Here is an 18798-nt window from a genome sequence, read left to right on the forward strand (position 1 = left end):
GCGCGCTGTTATAGCTGTTCGAGCAGCTTTGCGGCGCCAGAATCCACAGCCTGGCCCGGGTTGCCTTCGATGTTGAGTGCCGTCACCGCACCATTTTCGACGATCATCGAAAAGCGCTTGGAACGCAGGCCGAGGCCGTTGGCGCTGAGGTCGATATCAAGGCCTGCCGCCTTTGCGAAATCGCCGCTGCCGTCAGCCAGGAACAGGATCTTGCCTTCGCCACCGGTAAAGCGTGCCCAGGCGCCCATCACGAACGGATCGTTGACCGCCACAACCGCGATCTGGTCGACGCCGCGCGACAGGATGGCATCGCGGTTCTCGAGATAACCCGGCAGGTGATTGTTGTTGCAGGTCGGCGTGAATGCGCCCGGAACGCCGAACAACACTACCTTCTTGCCGGAAAAGACGTCGGCGGTGGTCAGCGCCTTGGCGCCGTCGTCGGTCATGGTCTTGAAGGTGGCCTCAGGCAGCTTGTCGCCAACGGCAATGGTCATGGCAGTCCTCTTTGTTTGGGAGGGAAGGAAGAGTGCAAAGCGATAGCGCCTTCCTTGGCACCTCGCAATGTAGCCAGCCCCTGCAATTGTCACGGATAGGGCAATAGACCTTCAACCGCTCCGGACGAAGTGGTCAGCGTATAGGGAAGGCCGTGGCCTTCAGCTGCCTTGCCGGGACGTCCGAGGATCGGGATAGAAAAGATGACTTTGCCGTCCTGTTCAGCGCGTGTCGGCGCGCCGAACAGATAACCTTGCTCGCCGGCGACAAAGAGGTCGATGCTTTTGGCTTCAGCCGGTGCGGTCGCCTCGACAACCAATTTGTCCTTCTCTCCCGACAGCGTCTTCGCACCGAAAGCGTCGGTTGATTTCTGTGGCAGGGAAGCCAGGGCAGCTTGCACCAGTTGGGCATCCTCGGCATTGCCCGCGTCTTCGGCCGGATCGACCTTCAGTTGTGCCTGCAGCGGAATGCAAATCGTCTGGCAGATCCCGAGAAAGACGCCAGCATCGATGACTGCGTTTTCCTGGGGCTTTGCCAGCGTGAACTTTATCGGCAGCGCGACTGTATGATCATAGCCGGCCCATCCGCCATAGCCATCATCATGGCGGCCGGGAGCAGGGTAGGACAATTCGGCCTTGGCGACGTTGATCGCCTTCGTGACATCGATCTGCGGCGGTACGCCGCTGGCGCCGGGATCGCGCCAATAGGTCTTCCAGCCGGGCTTCAATTCGATATGAAGCGCCCCGGTGAGTTGACCGGAAGCGTCAGGAATCCCGGTGGTTACCAGCCGCACGCGTCCGCCCTCACTGTCCGCCCAGGCGGATGAGGATGCGGAAGCCGGCATGGAGGTGGTCATCAAGACGGCAAGGCCTAGAGCGTTTCCGATTTTCTCGGACACGCGGAAACGCTTTAATTCTTTGTTTTTACGCAATTCCGGACGGAAAACCGCTACGCACTTTTCCTGGAATTGCTCTAGCGAAAGTCTCAAGCGATCCATGCCGCTGATTTGAAGGGTCAAATGTGGCTACGCAACCGCTTTCGGGCGGTGTGATCCATCATTTTTGCGTGAGTCCTACGCACTAAGGCACCCGCGAATTGCACCAATGGCATCTTTCAAGCGTGCCGGAAACGCGTTACCCTTTGCTTATGGACCTTTTACGCCACAAAAATGCGGCCGGTAAAAGCGGCTTTCTCGACGACCAGTTCGTGATCGCCATGCCTGGCATGAAGGACGAACGATTCGCGCGTTCGGTCATCTATATCTGTGCGCACTCGGACGAAGGTGCGATGGGGCTGATCATCAACCAGACCCAGCAGATGCTGTTCCCTGACCTTCTGGTGCAGCTTGGTATCATGAACGAGCAGGAGGCGATCCGCCTGCCGAGGCAGACCCGCGACTTCATCGTGCGCAATGGCGGGCCGGTGGACCGCAGCCGCGGCTTTGTCCTGCACACTGGCGACTACCGCGTCGAATCCTCACTGCCGGTCTCGGATGACATATGCCTGACTGCAACGGTCGACATCCTGCGCGCCATTTCCGCCGGGCGCGGACCTCGCCAGGCGCTGATGACGCTCGGCTATTCCGGCTGGGGTGCCGGCCAGCTCGAAGGCGAAATAGCCGAGAATGGCTGGCTTACCTGCCCAGCGACACCGGAGCTTCTGTTCGATCCCGACATCGAAGGCAAATATAGCCGGGCTCTCGCGTCGATCGGCATCGATCTTGCGCGCTTCAGCCAAGCCGCCGGCCACGCCTAGTCATTCTTTCCTCGCCCTGTTTGTGGGGAGATGTCGGCGAAGCCGGCAGGTGAGGAGCTGCGCCATCGTCGGCCGGAATACCCGCACCGGTCCCTTCAAACATTGAGCCGCCCTTCGGGCACCTTCTCCCCGTGAACGGGGAGAAGGGAAGTAGGCCTATGCCTGCGTCAGCGGATATTGTTCGCGCAGCAGCTTGACCACGGCTTCGCCGTTCATCGGTGCGCCGAACATGAAGCTCTGCACATATTCGCAGCCCATCTGGCGCAATTCCAGCGCATCGCTCTGGTCAGAAATGCCTTCGGCCACCACAGCCAGACCCAGTTCATGTGCCATGTTGACCATGGAACGCAGCAACACAGCGCGTTTGGGCGACGTGTCGTCGATGAAGCTCTTGTCGATCTTGATCGTGTCAAAGGGGAAACGGGTGAGGTACGACAGTGACGAGTAGCCGGTGCCGAAATCGTCGAGCGACAGGCCGATACCCAGCTGTTTCAGCTTGGTCAGCACATGGGCGGCTTGTTCGGGGTTGTCCATGACCAGCGATTCGGTGAGCTCAAGACGCAGGCATCGTGGCTTCAGGCCGGCGCGTGCGATCACGGAGCGAACATCGGTGACGAGATCGCGGCGGATAAGCTGGCGGCTTGAGAGGTTGACCGAAACCGATAGCGGCGTGTCGCCGATGTGCTTCTGCCAGCCTGCCAGGTCTTCTGCCGCTTTCTGCATCGCGAACAGACCGAGCTGCACGATGAGACCGCAGCTCTCTGCCACCGGAATGAAGTCGGCGGGCGGGATCATGCCGCGGCGGGGATGATCCCAGCGCAGCAGGGCTTCGAAACCGGCGACACTATAGTCTTCCAACCGAACGATCGGCTGATAGGCGAGGGTGAATTCGCGCCGCTCGATGGCCCGGCGCAGGTCGGATTCGAACTGTAGCCGGTCGGTGCCGACGGTGCGGAATGCGGGGCGGAACGGTTCGATACGATCGCCACCGAAGCGCTTGGCCTGATGCATGGCGAGTTCCGCATCCTTGACGAGGTCCTCGGCGGAGGTCTGGTCGGATGTCCAGGTGATCAGGCCGACGGAGGCGGTCAGCACGATCTCCCGCTTGGCGAAGGTGATCGGCGAGCTGATCGCATGTTTGATGGCATCGGCCATGGCGGCGATACGCGCCGGGTCCTGCTCGGAGAGCAGCATCAGCGCGAACTGGTCGCCGGCGAAACGCGACAGTGAGTCCTTCGGCTTGAGCAGGCGGTGCAGACGCCGTGCCACGGTCAGCAGGATGGTGTCGCCGGCTGAAATGCCCAACCCGTCATTGACCTGCTTGAAGCGGTCGATATCGATGACGAAGACGGTCGGCCGCACCTTGTCTTCGGTGCGGGCGATCGAGATGATCGCTTCCAGCCGGTTCATGAACAATTCGCGGTTGGGCAGGCCGGTCAGGTTGTCGTGCACGGCGTCGTGCAGAAGGCGCTCTTCCGATTTCTTCTGCTCGGTCACGTCGACCATCGTGCCGACGCAGCGGATGACCTCGCCGTCGGAGCCGATCACCGGCCGAGCCCGCAAAGCGAACCAGTGATAGTGGCCGTCCGCGCCGCGCAGGCGGAAATTCTGTGCCACGCGGCCGCGTCGATGCTCCAGAACCACGTCAAGCGTGGTACGGAATGTGTCGCGATCGTCCGAATGAAGAACCGGCAGCCAGTTGCGGGCCGCGCCGCCGAGGCTGCCAGGTGCAAGGCCGAGCTGCAGGCTGACGTCGGGGCGGGTGACGATACGGTCGCGCAGGACATCCCAGTCCCAGACAGTGTCGCCGGAGCCGGCGACTGCCAGTGCCTGGCGCTCGAGGTCGGAGAAAAGACCCTGATGCAGCGCGCCGCCGGCAAAGGCATGTTGCATGACCGTAAAGCCGATCAACAGGATCACCAGGATCAGCCCGCCGCCGAGTGCAGGCTGCACGATGTCGTTGTCGAGCAGGCCGGTGATCGCCATCCAGGAACCCGTGGCCCATAGCAGCACCATCACCCAGCTTGGGATCAGCATGATGGCGCGGTCGTAGCCGCGCAGGCCAAGGAAGACGATGAGGCCAAGGCCGGTGACGGCGGTAGCGGCAAATGAGATACGGGCAATGCCGGCCGCGATCGCCGGATCGATGATGGCGATGCCGGCAATTGCGGCAAGACCCAGCACCCACACCACCGCGCCATAACTGAAATGGCCGTGCCAACGGTTGAGGTTCAAATAGGTGAACAGGAAGACGACGAAGGTCGTTGCGAGTGCAACTTCGGCGCCGGCGCGCCAGACCTGCTCGGAACCTGGTGCTACCTGGATGATCTTGGCCAGGAAGCCGAAGTCGATGCAGATATAGGCAAGCACAGCCCACGCCAATGCCGCCGTCGCCGGAAACAGCGAGGTTCCCTTGACCACGAACAGGATCGTCAGGAACAACGCCAGAAGGCCGGCGATGCCGATGACGATGCCGCGATAGAGCGTGTAGGAATTGACGGTGTCCTTGTAGGCCTCCGGTTCCCACAGATAGACTTGCGGCAGCTTCGGCGAGGCGAGTTCGGCGATGAAGGTAACGACCGAGCCGGGGTTCAGCGTCACGCGAAAGACATCAGCATCCGGGCTCGCCTGCTTGTCGAGCGCGAAGCCTTCCGACGGGGTGATCGCGGTGATGCGCGTCGAGCCGAGATCCGGCCAGAAGATGCCCGACTTCACCAGCCGGAAATGCGGCGCGACGATAAGGCGGTCGATGACGTCGTCGGTGGTGTTGGCTAGAGCGAAAACGGCCCAGTCGCCGGTCGAGCGGGCATCGTTGGCCTCAACCTCGATGCGCCGGACGATGCCATCGGAACCGGGTGCCGTCGATACCTGAAAATTCTCGCCCTGGTTGCGGTAGATTTCGACCGCACCCGAAAGGTCGAGCGCGACGTCGTCGCGGGAAATCTTGATCGGTTCCACGGCGTAGGCGGAAGCGGCGGCGAAGAGGGTCACGATCGTCGCAAGGACGAAAGCTAGAGCAATTCCAGGAAAAGTGTGTAACGGTTTTCCGTCCGGAATTGCGTAAAAACAAAGAGTTAGAGCGTTTCCGCGTTTCCGTGAAAAACGGAAACGCTCTAACACCGATCCGTTTCGCGGGAATTTCGTCAAAATCAGCCCTTCGTAGCGGATGCCGGCGGATCGTCGGCGATCCGGGCATAAAGATAGTGGTCTTGCCACGCTCCATTGATGCGAAGATAGGAGCGCGCCAGTCCTTCACGCTGGAATCCGGCTTTTTCAAGCACACGGATCGAACGAATGTTGTCGGGAATACAGGCTGCTTCGATCCGGTGCAACTTGAGTGTGTCGAAGGCGAAACGCACCACGAGGTTGACGGCGTCGGTCATCATGCCGCGACCGGCATAGCGCTCCCCGATCCAGTAACCGATGTGGCCGCTTTGCGCGACACCATGACGGATATTGCCCAGCGTGATGCCGCCCGTCAGCTTGCCGGAGCTCCGATCGAAGATGAAAAAGGCGATCGCCGTGCCTTGCGCGTAGTCCTCACGGTAACGGCCGATGCGATGGCGCCAGGCGGAGCGGTCAAGTTCGTCTGGCGCCCAGCGCGGTTCCCAGCGCTCCAGAAACGCCCGGCTTTCACCACGCAGTGCTGCCCATTCGCGATGATCGTTCGCCATGGGCACGCGCAACAGGACTTTCTCGCCCTTCAGCGCCGGCAGATCTCGGCGAAAGAAAGGGAGCGCGAACACGGCTGTCGGCCAGGATCAGACGGCAAGCTTCCGGGCCGCAACCTCGATGCCCGGGAGCTGGTCGAGAACGGCCTCGTAGGGCGCCAGCGTGCCGACGGGGCCAACGGCGGCCAGTGTCGGCCGCGTCGAGAACAGGCGTGACGACAGGTCGGTCAGGCGCTCCGTGGTCAGAGCTCCGAGCCGTTCCATCAGCTCCTCCTTCGGGATCGGCCGACCGAACAAGAGCAACTGACGCGCGATCTGGGATGCCCGGCTGGCCGGGCTTTCCGCGGACATGATCAACCCCGCACGGTACTGCGCCCGAGCTCGGTCGAGTTCTTCCTGGGAGATATCCTCACCCGCGCGCTGCAGTTCGCGCACGATCACCGGCACCAGTTCGGCGATATCGTTCTGACCGGTAGCGGCATGGACTCCGAACACGCCGGTATCCGAGAAGCCCCAATGAAAGGCATAGACCGAATAACAGAGACCGCGCTTTTCGCGCACCTCCTGGAACAGGCGCGACGACATCCCGCCGCCGAGGATCATCGACAGCACCTGCGAGGCGTAGAAGTCACGCACGTGATAGGCGCGGCCCTCGAAGCCGAGCACGATCTGCGCGTCCATCAGGTCGCGGTCCTCGCGGAAATCGCCGCCGACATATTGGGCATATTGCGGAGCGGTGTTCTCGGCCTTTGAACGGAAGGAACCGAGTTTATTTTCCACTTCGCGCACGAAATCGTCGTGTTTCACGTCGCCGGCCGCAACCATGACCATGCGCTCTGCGCCGTATTGGCGCTCCATGAAATTGTGCAGTTGCTTGGAAGTGAAGGATTTTACCGTTTCCGGCGTTCCCAGGATCGAGCGGCCGATGGTCTGGTGACGAAAAGCGGTTTCGGTGAAACGGTCGAAGACGACGTCGTCGGGCGTGTCGTGAGCGGCGCCGATCTCCTGCAGGATGACGTTTTGCTCGCGCTCCAGTTCCTCGGGATCGAATTCCGATTCCTGCAGGATGTCGGCCAGGATATCGACCGCCAGCGGCACGTCGTCGGACAAGACACGGGCGTAGAAGGATGTCGTCTCGACACTGGTGGCGGCGTTGATCTCGCCGCCGACATTCTCGATTTCCGAGGCGATCTCGAAGGCCGAGCGCCTCTTCGTGCCCTTGAATGCCATGTGTTCGAGCAGGTGGGCCATTCCATGCTCATCGTCGCGCTCATTACGGGCCCCGGATTTGACCCAGGCGCCGAGAGCAACGGATTCGATGCTTGGAAGGGTTTCGGTGGCGACTGTCAGGCCGTTCGACAGACGGCTTACCTCAACACCCATATAGCTAAAACTCCCTAACGCGCCGCCCGGGAGCGGCGACGAACATAATCTTCCACCATTTTCAGGTCCGATGGAAGTACCGCATATTTTTCCTCCGAATTCATTAAGTCGGCAAGCCATGAAGGCAGTGCAGGGTGGATTCCGCTTGCTTCTTCGACGGCGGCCGGGAATTTCGCGGGATGCGCGGTACCCAGGACGATCATCGGGGTGTTGCTGGCAGATTGCAAGGCCGCGACATGAACGCCCGACGCCGTATGGGGATCGAGCAGATAGTTCGAACGGTCCAGCGTGGCGCGGATTGTCTCAGCCACGTCAGCCTGAGTCGCGCGCCCAGCGTCGAACTCGGCACGGATGCGGGCAAGCCCTTCCGTCTCGATGGTGAAGGCACCCGACTGCTTCAGCGAATTCATGTAGCGACGCACCGTCTCGGCATTGCGTCCCGAGACCTCGAACAGCAGCCGCTCGAAATTCGAGGACACTTGGATGTCCATCGACGGCGAGGTCGTCGCGACAACCCCTTTCATGCGGTATTCGCCGCTGGAAAGCGTACGCGCCAGGATATCGTTGTCGTTGGTGGCGATCACCAGGCGCTCGATCGGAAGACCCATCCGCTTGGCCGCGTATCCCGCGAAGATATCGCCGAAATTGCCGGTCGGCACCGTAAAGGACACCGGCCGATCAGGCGCGCCGAGCGACAGTGCCGACGAGAAGTAATAGACGATCTGGGCCATGATGCGCGCCCAGTTGATCGAGTTCACACCCGACAACGAGACCGCGTCGCGGAAGCCGTGGTCGTTGAACATGTCTTTCAGCAGGCCCTGGCAGTCGTCGAAATTGCCCTCGATTGCCAGCGCATGCACGTTGGCGGCGGTTGAAGTCGTCATCTGCCGCTGCTGCACGGGTGAAACGCGTCCGTTCGGAAACAGGATGACGATGTCGGTACGCTCGCGTCCGGCAAAGGCCTCGATGGCTGCACCACCTGTGTCGCCCGATGTGGCGCCGACGATGGTCGCACGATCGCCGCGCTCCGAAAGCACGTGGTCCATCAGTCGGGCGAGCAACTGCATGGCCACATCCTTGAAGGCGAGCGTCGGGCCATGAAAGAGTTCGAGCACGAAAGTGTTGGAACCGGTCTGGACCAGCGGGCAAACCGCTTCGTGACGGAAGGTCGCATAAGCCTCGCGCACCAGCTTCTCGAACACGGCAGGCGCGATTTCGCCGCCGAGGAAGGGTGTCAGCACGCGAATGGCGAGATCGGCATAGGAAAGGCCACGCATGGCTTTGATTTCAGCGGGCGAGAAATGCGGCCAGGTTTCGGGCACATAAAGTCCGCCGTCGCGCGCCAGGCCGGCCAGCACGGCATCCGAAAATCCGAGTTCGGGGGCCTCTCCGCGGGTACTTACATAGCGCATTGTAGACTTTCCATTTCAGCTGCCATTTCGCCCGATTGCCCTCGTTTTGGGCTAAGGCGTGGATTTGTGCGCGTCCTCAGTCGCATTTTTGCCGTCTCGTTGCTATAGGTCGCCTGCTTCGCGTGAGGGAACTGCTTTTTATGGTGTTTCGTTCGTCCAACAACCGCCTTGTCGCGGGTTTCATGTCCATGGGCTTTATGCTGATCGTCGCAGGCTGCCAATCGAGCGACGGCAGTGGTTCCGGTGGCGGTTTCCTGGGGGTGGGCAAGAAGGATGATGCCGCCATCAATGCCGATGTCGCCAAGGCAAAGGCTTCCGATTTGAGAGCCTATTGTCCGAAGGTGACCCTGCGTGAAGGCACTGCCGTCTACAACACCTACGGTAAGGCCGGAGCAAAGCCGAAGGCTCCAAAGGACCAGGATCCGGCCCTCGCAACCGATACGACGCAGGATGATTCAGCCCGCCTCTCCTACCAGGCCTCGATCGGCGACGTGACGCGCGACTGCAACCGCGACAACGGCATGCTGAACATGAAAATCGCCGTGGCAGGGCGCATCGTTCCAGGCCCGACAGCCGTACCGGGCACCGTCACCCTGCCGATCCGCGTGGCCGTGGTTGAGGGCGACAAAGTTCTCTATTCACAGATCTATCAGCACAAAGTGCAGATTTCCGACACGTCCACAGCCACCCAGTTCGTGTTGAACGATTCCAACATCTCCATCCCCCAGCCGTCTGCCGCGACCTACCAGGCCTTCGCTGGCTTTGACGAAGGGCCAAAGAAGGTGCAGAAGTCGGATGAGGATCAGCCGGTGAAGCGTCGCGTGCGCAGGCCTAAGCCGAAGGCGGCTCCGGTGGCGAATGCGCCAGCCGCTCCCGCACCTGCAAAGGGGAGCCAGACGACGATCTCGGATATCCCGCGCTAAGGCGCGGGTTCAAAAGAGAGGCATTAAAAAGGGGCGCACGCCCCTTTTTCTTTTGGCAGGGACGCCGGTCTCAAGCGTCCTGCGACCATTCCGATAGCGCCGCAAGCACGCCCTTCAGATCCGACCAGCGGTTGATCACCGTTTCGGCGCCTGCCTCGGTCAGGATGTCGGCGTGGCCGGGATAGCTGTGCGCCGCGCCAGTGAAACCGATCACACGCATACCGGCCGCGCGGGCGCCATGGATGCCGTGAGCGGAATCCTCGATCACGAAGGTGTTCGCGGGATTTGCCTTCAGCACCTGCGCTGCATGCAGGAAGACGTCAGGCGCCGGCTTGGTCTTCTTCGTCGGTGTTTCGAGTGCCGAGAAGATGCGACCTTCGAACAGCGGCAGGAGCCTTATCTTCTCGAGCATGAAGGCAATGCGCTCCGAGCGTGAATTGGAGCAGATGCAGCGTGGCGCTGTCACCGACGCGACGGCTTGGTGCACGCCGTCGATGGCGCGGACGTCCGAGCGCAGCTTGCGGTCGACCAGTTCTTCGGCGCGTGTGATCAGCGACGCCTGGAAAGGGATGTTCGCCTTGTGCTCGATCGCCATCATGATGTCTTTGAAGGTGAGACCGGCGTAGGTTTCGGCAATCTCCTCGGCGCTGATTTCGAAGCCCGCTTCGGTGATCAGCTCGGCCTCGACGCGTGCGGCGATGATTTCGGAATCGACGAGCACGCCGTCGCAATCGAAAATGACAAGGTCTGGTTGGGGCATTTCGGTCCATCTGCGGAAGGGGAGGGCCGGCGCGGCATACACCAAGCACCGGCGAGCGGCAAATCACGCCTCCACTTCATCAAATATTTACTGAGAACGGTAACCATAACGGCTGGTAAATGTAACGCGTGTCCTGGGTAATCAGCATGTCTGCCGTGCGTCTTCTCGACGAACTTTCCCAAACTCCCCAGCAGTCCGAATGGCTGGATACGATCCTTAAGGGCGATTGCGTTGCCGCGCTCGACCGACTGCCGGAAAAATCGGTGGACGTGATCTTTGCCGATCCGCCCTATAATCTGCAGCTCGAAGGTACCCTGCATCGGCCCGACCAATCCAAGGTCGACGCAGTGGACGACCATTGGGACCAGTTCGAGAGCTTCGAAGCCTACGATGCTTTCACTCGCGCCTGGTTGCTGGCCGCGCGCCGTGTTCTGAAGCCGAACGGCACCATCTGGGTGATCGGCTCCTATCACAATATCTTCCGCGTCGGCGCCAAGATGCAGGATCTCGGCTTCTGGATCCTCAACGATGTCGTCTGGCGCAAGACCAATCCGATGCCGAATTTCCGCGGCCGGCGCTTTCAGAATGCCCATGAGACGATGATCTGGGCATCGCGCGACCAGAAGGCCAAGGGCTACACCTTCAACTACGAAGCGCTGAAAGCCGCCAATGACGACGTGCAGATGCGCTCGGATTGGCTCTTCCCGATTTGCACCGGCGGGGAGCGGCTGAAAGACGACAATGGCGACAAGCTGCATCCGACGCAAAAGCCGGAAGCCCTGCTGGCGCGCATCATGCTGGCTTCGACCAAACCGGGTGATGTCGTGCTCGACCCATTCTTCGGCTCCGGCACTACAGGCGCTGTGGCCAAGCGCCTCGGACGCCACTTCGTCGGTATCGAACGCGAGCAGTCCTATATCGACGCAGCCTATGAGCGTATTGCCGCGGTAAAGCCGCTCGAAGGCACGGATCTGACGATCCTTGCCGGCAAGCGGGCGGAGCCGCGCGTCGCCTTCATCAGCCTGATAGACAACGGGTTGGTGAAACCCGGCACCACGCTTTACGACGCCAAGCGCCGCTGGTCAGCCAAGGTGCGCGCCGACGGCACGCTTGCCATCGGTCAGAGTGCCGGTTCCATCCACAAGATCGGCGCCGAAGTGCAGGGGCTCGACGCCTGCAACGGCTGGACCTTCTGGCACTACGAGCGTGCCGGCGGACTTACCCCGATCGACGAACTGCGCAAGATAGCGCGGCTCGGTATGGAACGGGCCGGAGCATGATCCCGAACCGAAGGTCAGCGAAAGCTGCGGACTTTCGGGCAAAGATCGTGCGACGAAACGAAGAGAGAGCTTAGCCCTCGACGTCCACTCGGATTATCAGGCCATCATCGTCAAGGGTGATGGTCTCGGCGCCGTGCCGTTCCCGCCACACGCCGGTCTTTGTGCTGGTTCCGGTGAGCGACCATTCGGAACGCGCGCTGTTGGGCGACAGCGCTTCCAGCTTCTTGTCTTTCGCGTCCTGGTCCGGATATTCCTCGAAATAGGTGCGGAAGGCCGCCATGACGGCATCCCGGCCTTCGATGCGTCCGCCAACTCCTTGCGAAACATAGACAACTTCAGGCGCGAACATCGCCTCGATTGCGGCGAAGTCTTGCGCGTTGGTTACTTCGTGGAATCGGGCGAGTGTCTTGGCCGGCTCGTGAATGACGCTCATGCTTTTATTCCCCGCTCGGCCAGATCGCGTTTCAGCGTTGCGGCATCGGTGAACAGCACCGCCTCCCAGCCAGCCTCCTTGGCGCCGTCGACATTCTTCTGGCTGTCGTCAATGAACAGTGTTGCCGACGGCTCAAGATCGAAAGATTTGATGTGATGGTCGTAGATGGCACGGTCGGGCTTGATGAGCTTCACGTCGCCCGAAACAGTCACGCCGCGCGGCCGTTTCAGGAAGATGAAACGCTCCTGTGCTTCTCGGAACGTGTCGGAAGCGAAGTTGGTAAGCATGGTGACGTCATGGCCGTCATCGATCAGGCCTTCCATCAGCGCGACACTGTCATCATAGGCGTGCGGCACCATCTCATGCCAATGGCGGCGGAAATTGCGGATGTTCTCGGCATGATCAGGGTGTCGGTCGAGCAGAAGGCCTTCCGCCTCTTCCCATGTGCGGCCGCGATCCTGCTCCACATTCCAGTCGCTCGTGCAGACATTGTCGAAGAACCACTGACGTTCCGCTGCGTCCGGGATCAGCCGGTTGAAAGGCAGATTGGGGTCGTAGTGCAACAGCACCTTGCCGATGTCGAAGACTATGTGGCGGATTTCGGTCATGCTGTCCTCTTGTGCGGACCTTTTTGGGTCGAGCCGGGCATAGCTGCTTCGATTGCCTTTTTCATGACAGTGGGCAAGGCCTCGTCATTGATCCAGCCGGGTCGCGACCAGAAGAAACCTTGCGGGGCGGCGGTGATATCGACGCTCGCCATATAGACGCTGAGTTCCAGCGCAAAATGCGTGAACACGTGGTTGATGGTGCCGCAAGGGCGCCAGTTTGCTGGGAACGGCGCGGCGTCGGTGCCGGTTGCGCCGTCGATACGCGCGGTCCAGCCTGTGGTCGGTACCTCGCTCATGCCGCCGAGCAGGCCTTTTTCAGGGCGCTTGCGCAGGAGGACGGCGCCATCGTTGCGGATCGCGACGAAGGCGGCACCGCGCCGTGACGGCTTTTCCGGCTTGGCGAGTTTCACCGGATAGAATTCCGGATCTCCCGAAAGGATTGCACTGCAGTCTTGCCGCAGCGGGCACAACATGCAGCGGGGCCTGCGCGGCGTGCAGATGGTGGCGCCGAGATCCATCATTGCCTGAGCGAAGTCGCCGGGCCTGCCTTGCGGCACCATTTTTTCGACATGGGTGCGGATTTCCGGCTTTGCCAGCGGCAAGGGAGTATCGATCGAAAACAGTCGCGAAACGACGCGCTCGACATTGCCGTCAACGACCGCGGCAGGACGGTTGAAGGCGATAGCGGCAATCGCCGCGGCGGTGTAGGCTCCGATACCGGGCAGGGCGCGCAGGCCATCCTCGGTGTCTGGAAAGCGGCCGCCTTGCGCTGCGATCTGGTCCGCGCAGGCTTTCAGATTGCGCGCTCGCGAATAATAGCCCAGCCCGGCCCAGGCTTTCATGACGTCGTCGGCATTCGCCGCGCCGAGTGCCTGTACGGTGGGCCAACGCTCCAGGAAAGCCTGGAAATAGGCTTTGACCGCCTCGACGGTGGTCTGCTGCAACATTACTTCCGAGAGCCAGATGCGGTAAGGGTCTGGTTGAGTGCCCCTGGCAAGGTCGCGCGGCGCCACGCGCCAGGGCAGATCGCGATGATGCGCGTCATACCAGCCAAGCAGGCGGGAGGCGATGTCGATCTCACTGTCATATGCGGGCTTGCGGGTCTGGTCGGGCGGTGTCATTGATCGTTTCGGGATGCGGTTCAGCCGGTCCTGCTGTCTGACGGAGAACGCATGACAGGGAAACCCCCTTACAGCAATCCCGTGCCGGTCAGCGATCTTGCAACCGGCATCTTGGACCCGGTACTGCGCAAGCGCGCCGGCATCTCGATCGGCCTCGTCCAATCCTGGGAGGAGATCGTTGGATCGCGGCTGGCCGGCACATCGAGGCCGGAGCGGATCCAGTGGCCACGACGCATGCATGAGGATGATCCGTTCGAGCCCGCTGCTCTGGTGGTGGCTTGCCAGGGCGTTGCGGCGCTTCATCTTCAGCATCAGGCCGACGAGATCATCGGTCGCGTCAATGCGTTCCTGGGTTTCCAGGCTGTCGGCCGCATCCGCATCGTGCAGAAGCCGCTGACGGAGACCAAACGCCGCACCGCCCAACCGGCCAGGCCGCTGACGCCGCTGGAGAAATCGCGCCTCGAACGCGTGGTCGGCGGCGTGGAAGACGAGGCATTGCGTGCTTCGCTGGAGAGATTGGGCGCTACCATCATCGGTCAGCGCAAATAGACTTCACCGCGCTCTCGCGTTTTCGTGATCGTTTCAACCGGTTTTCCCGATTGGACTTGGGCCCCGCAATGCCTTAATTCCCGCGAACTCTCGCTTTTCCTTGGCTATCCATTGCAAAATCAAATCCTGATCAGGTGATTCGATGAACCGTCTTCTGTCCCGCAGATCCATTCTGACCACGCTGGCCGTCGCACCGGCGGCGCTGGCGCTCGCGGCCTGCAATAAGGTGGGCGAGGCCGAAGCCGAGACCGCCAAGCCGGCAGAGACCGCTAAGCCTGCAGATGCGATGAAGCCGGCCGGGGCCGACAAGCCAGCGGCGGCTGCGCCGCAGTCGTCCGGATCCGTCGACATGACAGCGCTCCTGAAGTCTGGCGAGTTGCCGGAAAGGCAGCTCGGCAAGGATGATGCGAAGGTCACCATCATCGAATACGCTTCCATGACCTGCCCGCACTGCGCGCATTTCCATGAAACGACGCTGCCGGAGCTGAAGACCAAATATATCGATACAGGCAAGGCGCGATTGATCTTCCGCGAGTTCCCGTTTGATCCGCGCGCCGAGGCCGGTTTCATGCTGGCGCGCTGTGCCGGCGACAACTATTTCCCGATGGTGGATGTCCTCTTCAAGCAGCAGCAAAACTGGGCCGTGGCAGAAAACGTCAAGGATGCCATGTTCCAATTGTCCAAACTGGCCGGTTTTACACAGGAGAGCTTCAACGCCTGCTTGACGGACCAGAAACTTCTGGACCAAGTCAGATCAGTGCAGAAGCGCGGCGCGGACGAATTCAAGGTCGACTCAACGCCGACCTTCTTCATCAACGGTCAAACCTACAAGGGTGCGTTGTCGATTGAGGAAATGTCGGCCATCATCGACCCTCTGCTCTGACGTTCCGGCAGCGCCGGGGCGGCAGCGGCTCGGCGCGAGCGCCCATATGGGGCTGCGCGAATGAAATTCTCGCGGCTGCGCCTGCTCGGTTTCAAATCCTTCGTCGAACCCGGTGAGTTCGTTATCGAACGCGGCCTCACCGGTATCGTGGGGCCGAACGGCTGTGGCAAGTCCAACCTGGTGGAAGCGCTCCGCTGGGTGATGGGCGAAAGCTCCTACAAGAACATGCGCGCGTCCGGCATGGACGACGTCATTTTCTCGGGCTCCAACACACGGCCGGCCCGCAACACCGCCGAAGTCACGCTTTTCCTCGACAATGTCGACCGTACCGCGCCGTCCGCCTTCAACGACGCCGACGAGCTGCAGGTTTCGCGCCGCATCGAGCGCGAGGCGGGTTCGGTCTACCGCATCAACGGCAAGGAAGCGCGCGCCAAGGACGTGCAGCTTCTCTTTGCCGATCAGTCGACCGGTGCTCGCTCACCCTCGATGGTCGGGCAGGGCCGCATCGGCGAGCTCATCCAGGCCAAGCCCCAGGCGCGCCGCGCTTTGCTGGAAGAAGCGGCAGGCATTTCCGGCCTGCACACACGCCGCCATGAAGCGGAACTGCGGCTGAAAGGTGCCGAGCAAAATCTCGAGCGGCTGGACGATGTCGTCGGTGAGCTGGAAAGCCAGATCGAGAGCCTGAAGCGTCAGGCGCGTCAGGCTTCGCGTTTCAAGAACCTGTCGGCCGATATCCGCAAGGCGGAAGCCACCCTGCTGCATCTGCGCTGGACGCTTGCCAAGGCGCAGGAAGCCGAGGCGCGCTCGGCACTGGCAACTGCGACCGCGCTGGTCGGCGACCGCGCCTCTTCTCAGATGAATGCCGCCAAGGAACAGGCGATCAGTGCGCACCGCTTGCCGGATCTGCGCGACGCGGAGGCCAAGGCCGCGGCTGCCTTCCAGCGACTGTCGATCGCCAAGTCGCAGATCGAGGAAGAGGCAGGCCGTATCAGCGCTCGCCAGACTGAACTCGACCGACGGCTGCAGCAACTCGACGCCGACATCGAGCGCGAAGAACGCATGGTGCGCGACAATGCCGCCGTGTTGGAACGACTGGCGGCGGAAGAGACGACGCTGAATGCTGAAAACGCTGGCGCAGCCGAACGGGAGGCCAACACTCGCACCGCTTTCGAACAGGCAACGGCGACGTTGGCGGCCAGTGAAGAAAAACTGGCCAAGCTGACAGCGGAACGCGCGGAGGCCGCCGCCGGACGTAACCAGATCGAGCGCACCTTGCGTGAGGCCGCTGAACGGCGTGACCGTTTCGCTCGCCAGCTTGCCGATGCCGATCGCGAACTCGCTGAAATTGGTCAGCGCATTGCCGCCCTTGCTGACCCGGCGGAGAAAAAGATCCTGGTCGAGGAAGCGACCGAAACGCTTGCTACCACCGAGATGGCAGCGCTCGAATCCGAGCAGCGTGTGGTTGAGGCTCGCAGCGCGGAGGCTGCCGCGCGCGGTCCGCTGCAGGAGGCCAAGGCAGAACTTGCCCGGGTCGAGACCGAAGCACGCACACTGGCCAAGATCCTGAACTCGGTCGGTGGTGGGGACCTTTTCCCTGCTGTCTTGGAACAGATCAGCGTCGAACGGGGCTTTGAGACGGCGCTGGGGGCGGCTCTTGGCGAAGACCTCGACGTGCCGCTCGACCGCAGCGCTCCCGTACACTGGGGTGATGGTGAGGTGCAGGCCGGCGACCCGGCATTGCCGGAAGGCACGCGCAGCTTGGCCAGCGTCGTCAAGGCGCCGGGACAACTGGCGCGCCGCCTGGCGCAAATCGGCATCGTCGAAGCGGGCGACGGCAAGCGGTTGCAAGCGTTGCTGCTGCCCGGCCAGAGGCTGGTGAGCCGCGAAGGAGCTCTTTGGCGTTGGGACGGTTTCACAGCGAGTGCCGATGCGCCAACGCCGGCCGCGCAACGCCTCGCACAGAAGAACCGGTTGGCCGAACTCGACGCCGAGGCGATTGCCGCCACGCGTGTCGTGCGCGGGGCCGAGGAGGCCCTTGCCAAGGCGGAAGCTGGGCTGCGTGCCGCTGTCGAGGCCGAAAAGGGAGCGCGCCAGACCTGGCGCGAAGCGCAGCACGCGCTCGATGCGGCGCACAATGCGCTGGTTCAAGCGGAAAGAGCGGCTGGTGAGTTCACGACGCGGCGGGCTGCCCTGACCGAATCCCGTGCTCGGGTGGTCGAGGCCCATGAAGAAGCCTCCGCCATCCACGTCGAGGCGGAAGAGCAGTTGAAAGATGCTCCTGATCTTGCCGACCTGCAGTCCAGGCTCGAACAGGCAGCCGCCCATGTGTCGCGCGATCGCGCGGCGCTCGCCGATGCCCGCGCCGTCCATGAGGGGCTGAAGCGCGAGGCCGAGGCGCGCACGCGTCGCCTGGAAGCCATCCAGGTCGAACGCAACAACTGGCTGTCGCGGGCTGAGAATGCGTCCGCCCAGATAGCCTCGCTTGGTGAACGCAAGGCCGAGGCTGCGGCCGAACGCGAGCAATTGGCCGATGCGCCGGATGAACTCGACCAGCGCCGCCGCGCTTTGCTGTCGCAGCTTTCGGAAGCCGAGACGCTGCGCAAGAACGCCGCCGACCGGTTGCAGGAGGCCGAAAACCGCCAGGCCGAGCTCGACAAGGCGGCCACCGCAGCCATCACCACGCTTGCCGAAGCACGCGAGGCACGCGTGCGCGCTGAGGAGCGGCTGACCGCCGCCGACGAGCGCCGGCTGGAAGTCGAAGCCCGCATCCAGGAGGCGCTCAACACGCCGCCGCATCTGGTCATCCGCCACACCGGGCTGGAGGCCGATAGCCCGATGCCCGACATGGGCGAGATCGAGCGTCAGCTGGAGCGGCTGAAGATCGAGCGTGAGCGGCTGGGTGCCGTCAATCTGCGCGCCGAGGAAGAGCAGCGCGAGCTGTCGGAGCGGCTGGAGACCATCGTTTCCGAGCGTGAGGACGTCATCGAGGCGATCCGCAAGCTGCGTCAAGCCATCCAGAGCCTCAACCGCGAAGGTCGTGAGCGTCTGCTTGCCGCTTTTGACGTCGTCAACAGCCATTTCCAGCGGCTGTTCACCCATCTGTTCGGCGGCGGCACAGCCGAACTGCAATTGATCGAGTCGGAAGACCCGCTCGAGGCCGGCCTCGAGATTCTTGCCCGCCCGCCCGGCAAGAAGCCGCAGACGATGACGCTTCTGTCCGGCGGCGAGCAAGCGCTGACTGCGATGTCGCTGATATTTGCCGTCTTCCTCACCAATCCGGCGCCGATCTGCGTGCTGGACGAGGTCGATGCGCCGCTCGACGACCACAACGTCGAACGTTTCTGCAACCTGATGGATGAAATGTCGGCGTCGACGGAGACGCGCTTCGTCGTCATCACCCACAATCCGATCACCATGGCGCGCATGGATCGCCTGTTCGGTGTCACCATGGCTGAGCAGGGTGTCAGCCAGCTGGTCTCGGTCGACCTGCAGGCTGCGGAAGCGATGCGCGAGGCGAGCTGACCTTCG

16 protein-coding genes are annotated in these 18798 nt (G+C 62.0%); 6 read left to right on the forward strand and 10 right to left on the reverse strand.

Annotated elements, in window-relative coordinates:
• Nucleotides 1-8 precede the first annotated feature (8 nt).
• Nucleotides 9-494: a peroxiredoxin gene (locus ACFWXH_RS02305; protein ID WP_379117146.1), complete on the reverse strand. Its 486-nt coding sequence runs from the start codon at nucleotides 492-494 to the stop codon at nucleotides 9-11.
• Nucleotides 495-583: 89 nt separating this feature from the next.
• A complete protein-coding gene (locus tag ACFWXH_RS02310; protein WP_379117148.1) occupies nucleotides 584-1390 on the reverse strand; it encodes a protein-disulfide reductase DsbD domain-containing protein in 807 nt (268 codons plus the stop codon).
• 248 nt (nucleotides 1391-1638) lie between these two features.
• Here ACFWXH_RS02310 and ACFWXH_RS02315 point away from each other — a divergent pair, with 248 nt between their 5' ends.
• Nucleotides 1639-2247, forward strand: a complete 609-nt coding sequence (locus tag ACFWXH_RS02315) for a YqgE/AlgH family protein (RefSeq protein WP_379118918.1) — start codon at nucleotides 1639-1641, stop codon at nucleotides 2245-2247.
• Nucleotides 2248-2403: 156 nt separating this feature from the next.
• Here the strand turns inward: ACFWXH_RS02315 and ACFWXH_RS02320 are convergent, their stop codons facing one another.
• The 4 genes from ACFWXH_RS02320 to thrC all read right to left on the reverse strand — a co-directional run bounded on the left by ACFWXH_RS02320 (nucleotide 2404) and on the right by thrC (nucleotide 8713).
• Complete coding sequence (locus tag ACFWXH_RS02320) at nucleotides 2404-5238, reverse strand: EAL domain-containing protein (RefSeq protein ID WP_379117150.1); 2835 nt, start codon at nucleotides 5236-5238, stop codon at nucleotides 2404-2406.
• A gap of 158 nt (nucleotides 5239-5396) precedes the next feature.
• Entirely contained in the window at nucleotides 5397-5993 is a 597-nt protein-coding gene (locus ACFWXH_RS02325; RefSeq protein ID WP_379117152.1) for a GNAT family N-acetyltransferase, read from the reverse strand.
• A gap of 15 nt (nucleotides 5994-6008) precedes the next feature.
• A complete protein-coding gene (locus ACFWXH_RS02330; protein WP_379117155.1) occupies nucleotides 6009-7301 on the reverse strand; it encodes a M16 family metallopeptidase in 1293 nt (430 codons plus the stop codon).
• A gap of 14 nt (nucleotides 7302-7315) precedes the next feature.
• Nucleotides 7316-8713: a threonine synthase gene (gene thrC / locus ACFWXH_RS02335; protein ID WP_379117157.1), complete on the reverse strand. Its 1398-nt coding sequence runs from the start codon at nucleotides 8711-8713 to the stop codon at nucleotides 7316-7318.
• Nucleotides 8714-8853: 140 nt separating this feature from the next.
• Between thrC and ACFWXH_RS02340 the strand changes: the two genes are divergently transcribed.
• Nucleotides 8854-9636, forward strand: coding sequence for a hypothetical protein (locus ACFWXH_RS02340; protein WP_379117159.1), 783 nt, complete (start codon nucleotides 8854-8856; stop codon nucleotides 9634-9636).
• A 70-nt stretch (nucleotides 9637-9706) separates the two neighbouring features.
• Here ACFWXH_RS02340 and ACFWXH_RS02345 read toward each other — a convergent pair whose 3' ends face one another.
• On the reverse strand, nucleotides 9707-10396 hold the full coding sequence (locus ACFWXH_RS02345) for an HAD family phosphatase (protein WP_054309452.1): 690 nt from the start codon (nucleotides 10394-10396) through the stop codon (nucleotides 9707-9709).
• Nucleotides 10397-10542: 146 nt separating this feature from the next.
• Between ACFWXH_RS02345 and ACFWXH_RS02350 the strand changes: the two genes are divergently transcribed.
• Nucleotides 10543-11676 (forward strand): site-specific DNA-methyltransferase, encoded by a 1134-nt coding sequence (locus ACFWXH_RS02350; RefSeq protein ID WP_379117162.1) that lies wholly within the window; start codon nucleotides 10543-10545, stop codon nucleotides 11674-11676.
• A gap of 70 nt (nucleotides 11677-11746) precedes the next feature.
• On the opposite strand, the gene ACFWXH_RS02355 is transcribed toward ACFWXH_RS02350, so the two are convergent.
• From ACFWXH_RS02355 to mutY, 3 genes are read right to left on the reverse strand one after another with little or no spacing between them, the layout of a single operon-like run.
• Nucleotides 11747-12109: a nuclear transport factor 2 family protein gene (locus ACFWXH_RS02355; RefSeq protein ID WP_054309011.1), complete on the reverse strand. Its 363-nt coding sequence runs from the start codon at nucleotides 12107-12109 to the stop codon at nucleotides 11747-11749.
• Nucleotides 12106-12717, reverse strand: a complete 612-nt coding sequence (locus ACFWXH_RS02360; RefSeq protein ID WP_054309010.1) for an HAD family phosphatase — start codon at nucleotides 12715-12717, stop codon at nucleotides 12106-12108. The genes ACFWXH_RS02355 and ACFWXH_RS02360 overlap by 4 nt, the downstream gene beginning before the upstream one ends.
• Complete coding sequence (gene mutY, locus ACFWXH_RS02365; protein ID WP_379117165.1) at nucleotides 12714-13838, reverse strand: A/G-specific adenine glycosylase; 1125 nt, start codon at nucleotides 13836-13838, stop codon at nucleotides 12714-12716. The genes ACFWXH_RS02360 and mutY overlap by 4 nt, the downstream gene beginning before the upstream one ends.
• A 51-nt stretch (nucleotides 13839-13889) precedes the next feature.
• Here mutY and ACFWXH_RS02370 point away from each other — a divergent pair, with 51 nt between their 5' ends.
• The 3 genes from ACFWXH_RS02370 (at nucleotide 13890) to smc (ending at nucleotide 18792) form a co-directional block, all read left to right on the forward strand.
• Entirely contained in the window at nucleotides 13890-14387 is a 498-nt protein-coding gene (locus ACFWXH_RS02370) for a DUF721 domain-containing protein (protein WP_379117168.1), read from the forward strand.
• A 142-nt stretch (nucleotides 14388-14529) separates the two neighbouring features.
• A complete protein-coding gene (locus ACFWXH_RS02375) occupies nucleotides 14530-15270 on the forward strand; it encodes a DsbA family protein (protein ID WP_379117171.1) in 741 nt (246 codons plus the stop codon).
• Nucleotides 15271-15330: 60 nt separating this feature from the next.
• Nucleotides 15331-18792 carry a chromosome segregation protein SMC gene (gene smc, locus ACFWXH_RS02380; RefSeq protein ID WP_379117173.1) on the forward strand — a complete coding sequence of 1154 codons (3462 nt, stop codon included), beginning with the start codon at nucleotides 15331-15333 and terminating at the stop codon, nucleotides 18790-18792.
• Nucleotides 18793-18798 lie beyond the last annotated feature (6 nt).

The organism is Mesorhizobium sp. NPDC059054, assembly GCF_042739215.1.
GTDB lineage: Bacteria > Pseudomonadota > Alphaproteobacteria > Rhizobiales > Rhizobiaceae > Mesorhizobium.

Bases quoted from the DNA above. Each gene is read 5' to 3' on its own strand.
- ACFWXH_RS02375 (WP_379117171.1), top strand. From the start codon at position 14,530: ATGAACCGTCTTCTGTCCCGCAGATCCATTCTGACCACGCTGGCCGTC.
- ACFWXH_RS02370 (WP_379117168.1), top strand. From the start codon at position 13,890: ATGACAGGGAAACCCCCTTACAGCAATCCCGTGCCGGTCAGCGATCTT.
- smc (WP_379117173.1), top strand. From the start codon at position 15,331: ATGAAATTCTCGCGGCTGCGCCTGCTCGGTTTCAAATCCTTCGTCGAA.
- ACFWXH_RS02350 (WP_379117162.1), top strand. From the start codon at position 10,543: ATGTCTGCCGTGCGTCTTCTCGACGAACTTTCCCAAACTCCCCAGCAG.
- thrC (WP_379117157.1), bottom strand. From the start codon at position 8,713: ATGCGCTATGTAAGTACCCGCGGAGAGGCCCCCGAACTCGGATTTTCG.
- ACFWXH_RS02330 (WP_379117155.1), bottom strand. From the start codon at position 7,301: ATGGGTGTTGAGGTAAGCCGTCTGTCGAACGGCCTGACAGTCGCCACC.
- ACFWXH_RS02345 (WP_054309452.1), bottom strand. From the start codon at position 10,396: ATGCCCCAACCAGACCTTGTCATTTTCGATTGCGACGGCGTGCTCGTC.
- ACFWXH_RS02360 (WP_054309010.1), bottom strand. From the start codon at position 12,717: ATGACCGAAATCCGCCACATAGTCTTCGACATCGGCAAGGTGCTGTTG.
- ACFWXH_RS02355 (WP_054309011.1), bottom strand. From the start codon at position 12,109: ATGAGCGTCATTCACGAGCCGGCCAAGACACTCGCCCGATTCCACGAA.
- mutY (WP_379117165.1), bottom strand. From the start codon at position 13,838: ATGACACCGCCCGACCAGACCCGCAAGCCCGCATATGACAGTGAGATC.
- ACFWXH_RS02340 (WP_379117159.1), top strand. From the start codon at position 8,854: ATGGTGTTTCGTTCGTCCAACAACCGCCTTGTCGCGGGTTTCATGTCC.
- ACFWXH_RS02305 (WP_379117146.1), bottom strand. From the start codon at position 494: ATGACCATTGCCGTTGGCGACAAGCTGCCTGAGGCCACCTTCAAGACC.
- ACFWXH_RS02315 (WP_379118918.1), top strand. From the start codon at position 1,639: ATGGACCTTTTACGCCACAAAAATGCGGCCGGTAAAAGCGGCTTTCTC.